The following is a 13,164-nucleotide window of genomic DNA, read 5'->3' as shown; positions in this document are numbered from 1 at the left end:
GTGGCTAAAGGCCGTCTCCGGCGTCGGCTCGGACGAATCAACCAGTCGCTGGCCGACCAGCCCGTCCACTCGCTCGTCGACCGGGTCACGATCCCGCAGGACGTGCCCAGCCCGTGGGTGCGGATCACCAAGCGAATCGTCATCGCGTTCGCGGTGCTCTGCGCGGTCGTGCTCATCGTCTACATCGACCGTGACGGGTACCGGGACACCCAGACCGACGGGCTGTCTCTGCTCGATTGCTTCTACTACGCGACCGTCTCGCTGTCGACGACGGGCTACGGCGACATCACCCCGGTCACCGAGGGCGCCCGCTTCGTCAACATCGTCGTGATCACACCCCTGCGGGTGGCGTTCCTGATCGTGCTGATCGGCACCACGGTCGAGACCCTGACGACCGAGTCGCGTCAGGCGTTCAAAATTCAGCAGTGGAGGAACAAGGTGCGCAACCACACTGTCGTCATCGGATACGGCACCAAAGGCCGGACGGCGGTGGCCGCCATGATCGGTGACGAGGTCGCACCGGCCGACATCGTCGTGGTCGACGAGAACCCGGCGGCCCTCGAACGCGCCCGGAACGCCGGTCTGGTGACGGTACGCGGCAGCGCCACCGATTCCGAGGTCCTCCGGCTGGCCAGCGCGCAGCACGCCAAGTCGATCATCGTCGCCACCAACCGCGACGACACCGCGGTCCTGGTCACCCTCACCGCGCGGGAACTGGCACCGAAGGCGAAGATCATCGCCGCGGTCCGGGAGGCGGAGAATCAGCACCTCCTGGAGCAGTCCGGTGCGGATTCGACAGTGGTGACCTCCGAGACCGCCGGTCGCCTGCTCGGCATCGCCACGCAGACCCCGAGCGTGGTGGAGATGATGGAGGATCTGCTCACCCCCGACGCGGGCTTCGCGATCGCCGAACGCGAGGTCACCCCGAAGGAGGCGGGCGGGTCGCCGCGCCACCTGCACGACATCGTCCTCGGTGTCGTGCGCGACGGGGCACTGGTACGCGTCGACGCCCCCGAGGTCGACGCGCTGGAACTGGGTGACCGGCTGCTCTACATCCGCAGCGCGGACGCCGAACGGTGAGCGCCTTCCAGTCCCTGCGTAACACCCCGCTGCTCTCCCGCGTCGGCGCCGACCGCGCCGACGCGTTGCGCACCGACATCGACGCGGCCACCGCGGGCTGGGCCGACGCGCTGCTGTTGCGGGTGGACCGGCGCAACCAGGTGCTGATCGCGGGCGGACAGGCGGTGCTGGGGCGGGCGAGCGCACTGGCCGACGCACCTCCCGAACACGCCGTCTTCCTCGGACGGCTGCGCGACGGCCGCCACGTCTGGGGCGTGCGGGCCGCGTTGGAGGCGCCCGAGGACGGCACCGACGCCGAGGTGCTCGACCTGCGGCGGGCCGGCCAGATCTTCGACGACACCAGCGCCCAGCTCGTGGCCACCGCCACCGCGCTGCTCAACTGGCACGACCACGCCCGGTTCAGCCCGGTCGACGGCGCACCCACCAAACCGGTCAAGGCCGGCTGGTCGAGGGTGAACCCGGTCAACGGGCACGAGGAGTTCCCGCGCATCGACCCCGCGGTGATCTGCCTGGTGCACGACGGACACGACCGCGCGGTGCTGGCCCGCCAGACGCTGTGGCCGGAGCGGTTGTTCTCGATCCTCGCCGGCTTCGTGGAGGCCGGTGAGTCGTTCGAATCGTGCGTGGTGCGCGAGATCGCCGAGGAGGTCGGGCTGACGGTGACCGACGTGCGCTACCTGGGCAGCCAGCCGTGGCCGTTCCCGCGCTCGCTGATGGTCGGATTCCACGCCGTCGCTGATCCCGAGCAGCCGTTCGCGTTCAACGACGGTGAGATCGCCGAGGCTGGGTGGTTCACCCGCGCCGAGGTGCGCGCCGCGCTGGCCGAGGGGGACTGGAACGCCGCGGCCGGCGGATCACCGTCGCGGCTGCTGCTGCCCGGTTCGATCTCGATCGCCCGGGAGATCATCGAATCCTGGGCCGCACTGGACTGATCCGCTGGGGTCAGCGACCCAGCTTGGCCTTGACGTCCTTGATGCTCGGGTTGGTCAGCGCCGAACCGTCCGGGAACTTCACCGTCGGCACGGTCTGGTTGCCCCCGTTGACCGACATGACGAACTCCGCGGCGGCCGGGTCGCGTTCGATGTCGACCTCGGTCCACGCGATGCCCTCGACCTGCAAAGCCTTCTTGAGCCGGACGCAGTAGCCGCACCACGTGGTGGTGTACATCGTCAGGGTGTCAGCAGCACTCATAAGGCATGCAACGTTACCGACCGCCCCGACATGCCCGACACGGGCCGGGCGGTTGTCGGTCCGCCCTGCCAAGATGGGTCGCATGCCAGTCGAGGTCCCCACCTCGTCGCGGGAGCGGCTGCTTGCCGACCTCGACGAGGAACAGCGTGAGGCCGTCCTGGCGCCTCGGGGGCCGGTCTGCGTGCTGGCCGGCGCCGGCACCGGCAAGACCCGCACCATCACCCGCCGGATCGCCCACCTCGTCGCGGCGGGCCACGTCGCACCCGGGCAGGTGCTGGCCGTGACGTTCACCTCCCGCGCCGCGGGGGAGATGCGGGCCCGGCTGCGGGCGCTCGACCAGGAGGCCGGCGGCGTCGGCACCGGGTCCGTACAGGCGATGACGTTCCACGCCGCCGCCCGCCGCCAGCTGCGGTACTTCTGGCCCCGCGTAGTCGGCGACACCTCCTGGCAGCTGCTCGACAGCAAGTTCTCCGTCGTGGCGCAGGCCGCCAACCGGGCCCGCGTGCAGGCCGCCACCGACGACGTCCGCGACCTGGCCGGTGAGATCGAGTGGGCGAAGGCGTCGCTGATCAGCCCGGAGGCCTATCCCGGCGCCGTCGCGCAGGCCGGCCGCGACATCCCGATGGACGCCGCGAAGGTGGCCGCCGTCTACGCCGGTTACGAGGCGCTGAAGGCCCGCCACGACGGCACCGCGCTGCTCGACTTCGACGATCTGCTGCTGCACACCGCGGCGGCGATCGAGAACGACGCGGCGGTGGCCGCGGAGTTCCGTGACCGCTACCGCTGTTTCGTCGTCGATGAGTACCAGGACGTGACACCCCTGCAGCAGCGCGTGCTCGACGCGTGGCTCGGCCCCCGTGACGACCTGACCGTCGTCGGGGACGCCAACCAGACCATCTACTCGTTCACCGGGGCCACGCCGCGCTACCTGCTGGACTTCTCCCGCCGGTTCCCCGACGCCGCGGTGATCCGGCTCGAACGTGACTACCGCTCCACCCCGCAGGTGGTGTCGCTGGCCAACCGGGTGATCGCCGCCGCGCGCGGCCGCATGGCCGGCAGCAAGCTGCACCTGGTCGGCCAGCGCCCGCCGGGGCCCACACCGGCGTTCGCCGAGCACCCCGACGAGGTGGCCGAGGCCGCCGCCGTCGCCAAGGACATCCGCAGGCTGCTCGACGCCGGCACCCCGGCGGCGGAGATCGCGGTGCTGTACCGCATCAACGCGCAGTCGGAGGTCTACGAGGAGGCGCTCACCGAGGCCGGCATCGCGTTCCAGGTGCGCGGCGGTGAGGGCTTCTTCAGCCGTCAGGAGATCCGCCAGGCGCTCGTGGCCCTGCAGCGGGCCGCCGAACGCGACGTCGACGGTGAGGTGGCCGACGTCGTGCGGGCCGTGCTCGAACCGCTCGGGCTCACCGCGGAGCCGCCGGCGGGCACCCGCGCCAGGGAACGCTGGGAGGCGCTCAGCGCGCTCGCCGAACTCGTCGACGAAGAGGTCGTGCTGCGCCCGGGTCTTGACCTGCGCGGTCTGGTCACCGAACTGCGCCAACGCGCCGACGCCCGGCACCCACCCGTGGTCCAGGGCGTCACGCTCGCGTCGCTGCATGCTGCGAAGGGGTTGGAGTGGGATGCGGTCTATCTCGTCGGGCTCGCCGACGGCACCCTGCCGATCTCGCACGCGCTGACTCACGGCCCCGACAGTGAGCCGGTCGAGGAGGAGCGCCGGTTGCTCTATGTCGGAATTACAAGGGCGCGAGTGCATCTCACATTGAGTTGGGCGCTGGCCCGGGCACCGGGGGGCCGCCAGGGCCGACGGCCGTCGCGGTTCCTCAACGGTGTGGCGCCGCACTCGGCACCCGAGGCGTCGGTGAACAAACCGCGTCGCGCGCGGGGCGCGACGCCGCGCTGCCGGGTCTGCAACCAGGTGTTGACCACCCCCGCGGCAATCATGTTGCGCCGCTGCGAGACCTGCTCGTCCGACATCGACGAACAACTGCTCGCCGCGCTCAAGGAGTGGCGGCTGCGGACCTCCAAGGAGCTCGGCGTCCCGGCCTTCGTGGTGTTCACCGACAACACGCTGATCGCGATCGCCGAATCGCTGCCCACCGACGAGGCGGCGCTGGTCGCCATCCCCGGAATCGGCGCCCGCAAGCTCGAGCAGTACGGCGCCGACGTCCTCGCCTTGGTCAACGCACGCGGCTGAGGACTGCCAACCACCGCAAAGATCGCGCCAAAACCGCTGCTAGAAAATGGGTTGTGCGGTTCCGCTGCTAGGCTCTAGCCTCAAGATCACACGTTGGGCGGAGAGACGAAAGGAGGGTGCCCGGATCATGGACAGCAATTTCGTGTTCACCGGCGTAGCCGTTGCCGGCATCGCGCGCACCCTTCGGACGGTCGCTCCGATCTCCGTTGCAGCACCGCATCCCGCCTGCGCGGCACCGGCCGGCATTCCGGCCCGTGTTGCGGCCATGCACGCTGCCGTTCCCGTGCAGCGCAAGCGCCGTACCGCTACCGCCGCGACCCGCAGTCCGTGGAATGGGGCTCCACCCAGGTAAGCCCCCCACCAAGCCGAATGGCCACGGACCCGCAGTCGCCGGATCCGTGGCCACAGTCTTTTTCAGGGGAAGCCCTCCACGAAGACCTGGTCCCGGATCCAGCCAAAGACAGATGGCCGAGGAAACAACGACCAGGAAGCAGGAAGTTCATGTCTGTGGAGACATGCCTCGAGAGGGTGTTACCGGAATTGCCGTGCCACGTCGGCGATCCCGACCTGTGGTTCGCCGAGAGTCCCGGGGACCTCGAACGCGCCAAGACGCTGTGTGCGGAGTGCCCGGTGCGCCGGGAGTGCCTCGCCGCGGCACTGGAGCGTCAGGAGCCGTGGGGTGTGTGGGGCGGCGAGATCTTCGAACGAGGCACCATCGTCGCGCGTAAGCGTCCGCGGGGACGCCCGCGCAAGACCGAGCGGGACCCGGCGGCTGCCTAGCCGCCGGGCCGCTCAGGCCGCGTCCTCCCGGAAGCCCGGAATCAGTTCGGTCGCAATGGCTTTCACCGGGACGTGGGCGTCGAGCTGGCACGAGATCGCCACCACCGAGGCGATGACCCGCATCGGGATCGCCAGCTTCGGCGGGATGTCCATCTGGCGGGCGGTCTTGATCTGGGCCACCGAACGGTCCATGTTCACCGCGGTCATCCGCTGCAGCCACTTGCGGGTGTAGTGGAACACCTCGACCTCGATGGGCTCGACGTACTGGCGCAGCATCTCGTCGATCTCCTCGGCCGGAACCTGTTCGCCGCGCTGGATGAAGCCGACCCGCGCCATGGTGGCCAGCAGGTTGTCGTAGTCCTTGGCGGCTGCGTAGCGCAACGTCTGGCCCAACTCGACCGGAAGCCCGCCGGGCAGCGGCGCCACCGCACCGAAGTCGATGACACCCATCCGCCCGTCGGGCAGCAGCATGAAATTGCCGGGGTGCGCATCGCCGTGCATCATCTCCAGCCGCGCCGGGGCGTCGTGGGTGAGCTCGAAGAGCCGGGTGCCCATCAGGTCGCGCTGCTCGGTGGTGCCCTCGCGGATGATCACCGACATCGGGATGCCGGAGATCCACTCCGCGATCACGACCTTCGGGGCGCTGGCGACGACGGCGGGAACGGCGAAGTGCGGATGGTCGCGGTAGGCCTTCGCGAACGCCCGCTGGTTGTCGGCTTCCAGCCGGTAGTCGAGCTCCATCTCGGTGCGCTCGATGAGCTCGCCGACCACGCCCTCGACATCGGCGCCCGGGGAGAGCTGCTTGAGCACGCCGACCATGCGCTGCATGGTCTTCAGGTCGGCGCGCAGGGCTTCGTCGGCGCCGGGGTACTGGATCTTGACCGCGACGTCGCGGCCGTCGGCCCACACCGCCTTGTGCACCTGCCCGATGCTGGCCGAGGCGATCGGTTTGTCGTCGAAGGAGGTGAAGCGCTCCCGCCACTTGGTGCCCAGCTGGGCATCGAGCACCCGGTGCACCTTGGCGGCGGGCAGCGGTGGGGCGTCTTTCTGCAGTTTGGTCAGCGCCTCGCGGTACGGCTTGCCGTACTGCTCGGGGATGGCGGCCTCCATCACCGACAGGGCCTGCCCGACCTTCATCGCGCCGCCCTTGAGTTCACCGAGCACGGTGAACAGTTGCTGAGCCGCCTTGTCCATCAATTCGGCGTTGACCTCGTCGCGGGATTTTCCGGTCAGCCGTTTGCCGAATCCCAACGCCGCGCGCCCGGCCATACCGACCGGCAGGCTCGCCAGCTTCGCGTTGCGGGCGGCACGCCCGCGTCTGATGTCATCAGCCACCAGACCATCATCCATGACGCCGCACCTCGGGCCGACAACGAACGTCGCGCGACGGGCGCTCAGCAGGTGCAGCGCGGGTGCCGGGACCAACGCCGCACGACGGTGGTGCGGGTGCCGACGTCGAACTCCCACGTGGTGTCCGTGGCGGCCGGGTCGGCGGCGGCCGCGGGGTCCCCGGTGTCGCGGACTGCGCGCAGCACCCGGTGGATGCGGTCGAGTGCGACGGCCGCGGTGGCCAGGACGGTCGGCCGGTCGGCACTGCCCACGGTCCCGCGTAGCTGGGCGGCCAGGGTCGGCCACGCCGCGTCGCGATCGCTGCGGTGCAGATCGGCGCAGGACAGGCAGCTCGTGCGGCCCGGGAACACCAGCGGCCCGATCAGCCCGCAGCCGTCGCGCACCCGGACCGGTAGGTGGGCGACGTGCGCGTCGTGCAGATCGCGCACCACGCGCGGTTCGGCCACCAGGTAGTCGGCCAAGACCACCAGGTCGGTGGCCTCCGGCGGGGCGGGCGGTTTGGGGGAGCGGGTGTGTCCGACGCGGGCGCCCGAACACCGCAGGCCCGCGACGAGCAGATCGGACAGAGGTCCGCGGCCGTGGATGCGGACGCTCGGGGTGCGGCCGTGGCGAGCCGGGTCGACGGTCAGCACGCCGGCACCGGCGAGGGCGGACACGATCTCGGTGAGCTCGGCCGGGTCGGCGGTGCCGCGCTCGCGCGCCGCGGCGTACAGGTCGGCCGTCGTCATCCCCGACTGGAGGGTGCGCAGCAGATCTGCCAGCGCCGATGCGGTCAGCCCGGCCGGTGGGCGAACCAGCATCGCGCGGCGCGGATCCCACCCGATCTGGACCGCGCCGTCCGGGCGCAGCAGCACGGGCAGCGTCTCCCTGAGCCGGTAGGCGGACATGGAAGGACTCTGCCACGCAACGACGGCGTCACCCCGCACTCATCCACAGGCCTGTGGACAACTAGCGCTGATCATCCTCGGGGCGGTCGTCCGAGCCCTTTTCGAGGTCGGTGAACGCCTCCTCGATGGCGCTGTCCATCCCGCTGGTGTCGCCGCCGACCATCCGGTCGATGAACGCGGCGGGTTCGTCGAGGTCCTCCGACGACGGCAGCAGATCCGGGTGCTGCCACACACCGTCGCGGGCGTCGGCGCCGACCGCCTCGGTGAGCCGCTCCCACAGTGCCGCGGCCTCGCGCATCTTGCGCGGCCGCAGTTCGAGCCCGACCAGGGTGGCGAACGTCTGCTCGGCCGGCCCGCCGGTGGCCCGGCGCCGCCGCAGCGTCTCCGACAGGGCGCCGGTGCCGGGGATGCGGTCGCCGAGCGCGGCGGTGACCACGGTCTGGACCCAACCCTCGATGAGCGCGAGCAGGGTCTCGAGCCGTTCGAGTGCCGCGACCTGCTCCGGGGTGGCCTTGGGCTCGAAGATGCCCTGGTTGAGCAGCTGCTCCATCTGCGACGGGTCGGTCAGCGCGGCCGGGTTGATGCCCTGGGCCAGATCCTCGATACCGCTCATGTCGACCTTCATGCCGCGTGCGAACGCCTCGACCGCGGACATCAACTGGCTCGACAGCCACGGCACATGGCTGAACAGCCGATGGTGCGCCGCTTCCCGCGCGGCGAGGAACGTCAGCACCTCGCTGCGCGGCTGCTCGAGACCCTCCGAGAACGTCTCGACCGCCTCGGGCAGCAGCGCGGCGACACCCTTTGGGCCCAGCGGCAGGCCGATGTCGGTGGAGGTCAACACCTCCTTGGACAGCTTGCCCAGCGCCTGGCCGAGTTGGGAACCGAACGCCATGCCGCCCATCTGCGACATCATCGCCATCAGCGGACCGGCCATCGCGCGGGCCTCCTCCGGCAGCGCCGAGGCCCACACCGTCGAGATCTGCTCGGCGACCGGATCGCACAGCCGCTTCCAGGTGTCCAGCGTGTGGTCGATCCATTCGCTCGGCGTCCAGGCGACCGCGCGGGTGGTGCCCGCCGGCAGCGGGGTGACACCGTCGAGCCAGGTTTCGGCGAGGTGCACCGCGTCGGCGATCGCCGACTTGGTCTGGTCGGGCACCGGTGCGACGAACCCGATCGCGCTCGACGCCAGCTGCCGGGCAAGGTCGTAGTTGACCGGTCCGGACTGGGCTCCGCCGGCGGCCATATTGCCTGCGCCGCTGAACATCTCACCGAGTTTGGTGAAGATCTGGCCGAGGTCGGACATGTCGAAGCCGGCGCCGCCCTGCCCGAACATCGAGCCGAACGGATCCGACGGCGAACCGCCCGGACCGGACCCCCCGTCGGGATCCTTCTTGCTCTTGTCTCGCTCCGGGTCGTCACCCGAGGAGAAGCCGAAAGGCAGGTCAGCCATGCCGTCAACGGTACTCACCGGCGCCGGGTGGTGCGGTGTGCCCGGTCACGCTGTCAGTGAACGGGCGCGGTGCTCCCTTACTGTGGGCGGCGTGAACAGGCGGATTCTGACGCTGCTGATCGCGCTCGTCCCGGTCGTGGCGTTCGGCGTGCTGCTCTCTGCGGTGACGGTCCCGTTCGTGTCGCTGGGCCCCGGACCCACGTTCGACACGCTCGGCGAGGTGGACGGCAAAGAGGTCGTCGACATCACCGGCACCGAGGTGAAGCCGACGTCGGGGCACCTGAACATGACGACGGTGTCGCAGCGCGACGGGCTGACCCTGGCCCAGGCCCTGACCCTGTGGATGTCGGGCCGCGAGCAGTTGGTGCCCCGCGAACTGGTCTACCCGCCCGATAAGAGCAAGGACGAGATCGACGAGGCCAACACCGCCGATTTCCGCAACTCGGAGGCCAACGCCGAGTACGCCGCGCTGTCGTACCTGAAATATCCGCGCGCGGTCACCGTCGAGAGCGTGACCGATCCCGGTCCGTCGGCGGGCAAGCTCAAGGAGGGCGACGCGATCGACGCGGTCAACGGCAAGCCGGTGGCCACCGTCGACGAGTTCCAGGCTTTGTTGAAGACCACCAAACCCGGTGACGAACTGGTCCTCGACTTCCGGCGCAAGGACGAGAACGATCCGCTCGGGACCACCACCGTCGAACTCGGCACGAACCCCGACCGCGACTACGGGTACCTCGGCATCGGCGTCATCGACGCACCCTGGGCGTCGTTCAAGATCGACTTCAACCTGGCCAACATCGGCGGGCCGTCGGCGGGCCTGATGTTCAGCCTCGCGGTGGTCGACAAACTCACCTCGGGTGACCTCAACGACGGCAAGTTCGTCGCGGGCACCGGCACCATCACCGGCGACGGGGAGGTCGGGTCGATCGGCGGCATCACGCACAAGATGGTCGGCGCGCGCGACGCCGGGGCCACCGTGTTCCTCGTGCCCGCCGACAACTGCGCCGAGGCCAAGTCCGATCCGCAGGACGGGCTGGAACTGGTCAAGGTCGGCACACTGACCGAAGCCGTCGACGCGCTCAACGCGATTTCCGCTGGTGGCGAACCGCCACGGTGCTGACCGAGGCGTGGGCGGTCAATGCGTAGAGTTGGGGCACGTCGGACACGACGTCCCCTTTCCCGTGAGTGAAACTGGAGACACCAAGTGGGTATGCGGCCCCCCGCGAGGATGCCGAAGCTGACGCGACGAAGCCGGGTGCTGATCGGTGTCGCCCTCGCCGCGGTGGTGCTGCTGTTGATCGGGCCACGGTTCATCGACACCTACGTGAACTGGCTGTGGTTCGGTGAACTCGGTTACCGGTCGGTGTTCACCACGGTGCTGTTCACCCGCGTCGTCGTGTTCCTGGTCGTCTCCCTGCTGATCGGCGCGATCGTCTTCGCCGGCCTTGCGTTGGCCTACCGGACGCGGCCGGTGTTCGTCCCGACCGCCGGCCCCAACGATCCGATCGCCCGCTACCGCACGACGGTGATGGCGCGGCTGCGCCTGTTCGGCTTCGGCGTCCCGGCGTTCATCGGCATCCTGTCCGGCATCGTCGCGCAGAGCTACTGGGTGCGCATCCAGCTGTACCTGCACGGTGGCGAATTCGGCGTCACCGACCCGCAATTCGGCCTCGACCTCGGGTTCTACGCCTTCGACCTGCCGTTCTACCGGCTGGTGCTGAGCTATCTGTTCGTCGCGACGTTCCTCGCCTTCATCGCGAACCTGTTGGGCCACTACCTGTTCGGCGGGATCCGGCTGACCGGGCGCAACGGGGCGCTGACCCGCTCGGCGCGGATCCAGCTCGTCACCCTGGTCGGCATCCTGATCCTGCTCAAGGCGTTCGCCTACTGGCTCGACCGCTACGAGCTGCTCAGCCACACCCGCGGCGGCAAGCCGTTCACCGGCGCCGGCTACACCGACATCAACGCCGTGCTGCCCGCCAAGCTGATCCTGCTGGCGATCGCGGTGATCTGCGCGGTGGCGGTGTTCTCCGCGATCGTGCTGCGCGACCTGCGCATCCCCGCCATCGGTGTGGTGCTGCTGCTGCTCTCGTCGCTGGTCGTCGGCGCCGGCTGGCCGCTGGTGGTCGAGCAGTTCAGCGTCAAGCCCAACGCCGCGCAGAAGGAAAGCGAATACATCTCGCGCAGCATCGCCGCGACCAGGCAGGCCTACGGTCTGACCGACGAGGTGGTCACCTACCGCGACTACCCGGGCAACGCGCCGGCCACCGCCCAGCAGGTGGCCGCCGACCGGTCCACCACGTCGAACATCCGCGTGCTCGACCCGAACATCGTCAGCCCGGCGTTCACCCAGTTCCAGCAGGGCAAGAACTTCTACTTCTTCCCCGAACAGCTGGCGATGGACCGCTACCGCGACGCCGACGGCAACCTGCGCGACTACGTGGTCGCCGCCCGCGAGCTCAACCCGGACCGGTTGATCGACAACCAGCGCGACTGGATCAACCGGCACACCGTCTACACCCACGGCAACGGGTTCATCGCCTCACCGGCGAACACGGTCCGGGGGATCGCCAACGACCCCAACCAGAACGGCGGCTACCCGGAGTTCCTCGCCAGCGTGGTGGGGGCCAACGGCAACGTCGTCTCGCCGGGGCCGGCGCCGCTGGATCAGCCGCGCATCTACTTCGGCCCGGTCATCGCCAACACCGCGTCGGATTACGCGATCGTCGGGGAGAACGGCACCCCGCGCGAATACGACTACGAGAACAACGTCGAGACCCGCAACTACACCTACACCGGCTCCGGCGGTGTGCCGATCGGCAACTGGCTGACGCGAAGCTTGTTCGCGGCGAAGTTCGCCGAGCGCAACTTCCTGTTCTCCAACGTCATCGGTGAGAACAGCAAGATCCTGTTCAACCGTGACCCCGCCGACCGGGTCGAGGCCGTCGCGCCGTGGCTGACCACCGACACCACGGTGTACCCGGCGATCGTCAACAAGAAGATCGTGTGGATCGTCGACGGCTATACGACGCTCGACAACTACCCCTATTCGGAGTTGACGTCGCTTTCGTCGGCGACCGCGGACTCCAACGAGGTGGCCGTCAACCGGTTGGCGCTCAACAAGCAGGTGTCCTACATCCGCAACTCGGTGAAGGCCACCGTCGACGCCTACGACGGCACGGTGACGTTGTACGCCCAGGACGAGACCGACCCGGTGCTGCAGGCGTGGATGAAGGTGTTCCCCGACACCATCAAGCCGAAGAGCGAGATCAGCCCCGAGTTGCAGCAGCACCTGCGCTATCCCGAGGACCTGTTCAAGGTGCAGCGCGCTCTGCTGGCCAAGTATCACGTCGACGACCCGGTGACGTTCTTCTCGACGTCGGACTTCTGGGACGTCCCGCTGGACCCGAACCCCACCGCCAGCAGCTTCCAGCCGCCGTACTACATCGTGGCCAAGGACCTCGCGGAGAACAACAACTCGGCGGCGTTCCAGCTGACCAGCGCGATGAACCGGTTCCGTCGTGACTTCCTCGCCGCGTACATGAGCGCGAGTTCGGATCCGGAGACCTACGGAAAGATCACGGTGCTGACCATCCCGGGTCAGGTCAACGGGCCCAAGCTGGCGTTCAACGCGATCAGCACCGACACCGCGGTCAGCCAGGATCTCGGCGTCATCGGCCGCGACAATCAGAACCGGATCCGGTGGGGCAACCTGTTGACCCTGCCGGTGGGCCCGGGCGGCCTGCTGTACGTGGCGCCGGTGTACGCCTCACCGGGTACCAGCGATGCGGCATCGACCTACCCGCGCCTGATCCGTGTGGCGATGTTCTACAACGATCAGGTCGGATACGGCCCGACGGTGCGCGACGCGCTGACCGACCTGTTCGGTGCGGGTGCCGACGCCACCGCCACCGGACCCGCGCCGGCCAACCTGCCCGACGGTCAGCCGGCGGCCCAGCCGCCGAACGGTCAGCAGCCCGCCGCGCAGACCCCCGGCAACCAGGCGGGTCGGGCGTCGACGCCCCCTCCGGCCGCCATCCCGTCGGGGCCGTCGGGTCCCCAGCAGTTGTCCGAGGCGAAAGCCGCGGCGCTGCAGGAGGTCCAGGAGGCGATGAGCGGTCTGCAGGACGCGCAGCGCAGCGGCAACTTCGCCGAATACGGTGAGGCGCTGCAGCGTCTGGACGACGCGATGAACAGGTACTCCGAGGCGCGCTGAGCCGACGCGG

At 69.4% G+C, this 13,164-nt stretch carries 10 protein-coding genes; 6 read left to right on the top strand and 4 right to left on the bottom strand.

All coding sequences use genetic code 11. The features are described from left to right. Together G6N49_RS16065 and nudC are read left to right on the top strand one after the other, a co-directional pair. Positions 1-1,080, top strand: coding sequence for a potassium channel family protein (locus G6N49_RS16065; protein WP_011855093.1), 1,080 nt, complete (start codon positions 1-3; stop codon positions 1,078-1,080). Continuing rightward, the gene (nudC, locus tag G6N49_RS16060) at positions 1,077-2,012 is read left to right on the top strand and encodes an NAD(+) diphosphatase (protein WP_011558818.1); all 936 of its coding nucleotides are present in this window, start codon (positions 1,077-1,079) and stop codon (positions 2,010-2,012) included. Before G6N49_RS16065 ends, nudC begins: the two co-directional genes overlap by 4 nt. Positions 2,013-2,022: 10 nt before the next feature. On the opposite strand, the gene G6N49_RS16055 is transcribed toward nudC, so the two are convergent. Further along, the gene (locus G6N49_RS16055) at positions 2,023-2,271 is read right to left on the bottom strand and encodes a mycoredoxin (protein WP_011558819.1); all 249 of its coding nucleotides are present in this window, start codon (positions 2,269-2,271) and stop codon (positions 2,023-2,025) included. Positions 2,272-2,344: 73 nt separating this feature from the next. Here G6N49_RS16055 and G6N49_RS16050 point away from each other — a divergent pair, with 73 nt between their 5' ends. Continuing rightward, the gene (locus tag G6N49_RS16050; RefSeq protein WP_011855094.1) at positions 2,345-4,468 is read left to right on the top strand and encodes an ATP-dependent DNA helicase UvrD2; all 2,124 of its coding nucleotides are present in this window, start codon (positions 2,345-2,347) and stop codon (positions 4,466-4,468) included. A 501-nt stretch (positions 4,469-4,969) separates the two neighbouring features. Further along, positions 4,970-5,248, top strand: coding sequence for a WhiB family transcriptional regulator (locus G6N49_RS16045; RefSeq protein ID WP_011558821.1), 279 nt, complete (start codon positions 4,970-4,972; stop codon positions 5,246-5,248). A gap of 12 nt (positions 5,249-5,260) precedes the next feature. Here G6N49_RS16045 and G6N49_RS16040 read toward each other — a convergent pair whose 3' ends face one another. The 3 genes from G6N49_RS16040 to G6N49_RS16030 all read right to left on the bottom strand — a co-directional run bounded on the left by G6N49_RS16040 (position 5,261) and on the right by G6N49_RS16030 (position 8,938). Next, positions 5,261-6,598, bottom strand: coding sequence for a macrolide-binding ATPase MABP-1 (locus G6N49_RS16040; protein WP_011855095.1), 1,338 nt, complete (start codon positions 6,596-6,598; stop codon positions 5,261-5,263). Between the two features lie 44 nt (positions 6,599-6,642). Further along, complete coding sequence (locus G6N49_RS16035) at positions 6,643-7,485, bottom strand: bacteriocin biosynthesis cyclodehydratase domain-containing protein (protein WP_011855096.1); 843 nt, start codon at positions 7,483-7,485, stop codon at positions 6,643-6,645. 61 nt (positions 7,486-7,546) lie between these two features. Continuing rightward, a complete protein-coding gene (locus G6N49_RS16030) occupies positions 7,547-8,938 on the bottom strand; it encodes a zinc-dependent metalloprotease (RefSeq protein WP_011855097.1) in 1,392 nt (463 codons plus the stop codon). A gap of 91 nt (positions 8,939-9,029) precedes the next feature. Between G6N49_RS16030 and G6N49_RS16025 the strand changes: the two genes are divergently transcribed. Next, positions 9,030-10,058 carry a YlbL family protein gene (locus tag G6N49_RS16025; RefSeq protein ID WP_011768129.1) on the top strand — a complete coding sequence of 343 codons (1,029 nt, stop codon included), beginning with the start codon at positions 9,030-9,032 and terminating at the stop codon, positions 10,056-10,058. A gap of 84 nt (positions 10,059-10,142) precedes the next feature. Beyond that, positions 10,143-13,154 (top strand): UPF0182 family protein, encoded by a 3,012-nt coding sequence (locus G6N49_RS16020; protein ID WP_041924997.1) that lies wholly within the window; start codon positions 10,143-10,145, stop codon positions 13,152-13,154. Positions 13,155-13,164 lie beyond the last annotated feature (10 nt).

It is taken from the genome of Mycolicibacterium monacense, from assembly GCF_010731575.1.
GTDB lineage: Bacteria > Actinomycetota > Actinomycetes > Mycobacteriales > Mycobacteriaceae > Mycobacterium > Mycobacterium monacense.
Note: the sequence above shows the minus strand (reverse complement) of the source record. Positions and strands in the feature narration are given on the sequence as shown.

Excerpts from the sequence above, each read along its gene's own strand:
- G6N49_RS16055 (WP_011558819.1), bottom strand. The coding sequence starts at position 2,271 with ATGAGTGCTGCTGACACCCTGACGATGTACACCACCACGTGGTGCGGC.
- G6N49_RS16050 (WP_011855094.1), top strand. The coding sequence starts at position 2,345 with ATGGGTCGCATGCCAGTCGAGGTCCCCACCTCGTCGCGGGAGCGGCTG.
- G6N49_RS16045 (WP_011558821.1), top strand. The coding sequence starts at position 4,970 with ATGTCTGTGGAGACATGCCTCGAGAGGGTGTTACCGGAATTGCCGTGC.
- G6N49_RS16040 (WP_011855095.1), bottom strand. The coding sequence starts at position 6,598 with ATGGATGATGGTCTGGTGGCTGATGACATCAGACGCGGGCGTGCCGCC.
- G6N49_RS16035 (WP_011855096.1), bottom strand. The coding sequence starts at position 7,485 with ATGTCCGCCTACCGGCTCAGGGAGACGCTGCCCGTGCTGCTGCGCCCG.
- G6N49_RS16030 (WP_011855097.1), bottom strand. The coding sequence starts at position 8,938 with ATGGCTGACCTGCCTTTCGGCTTCTCCTCGGGTGACGACCCGGAGCGA.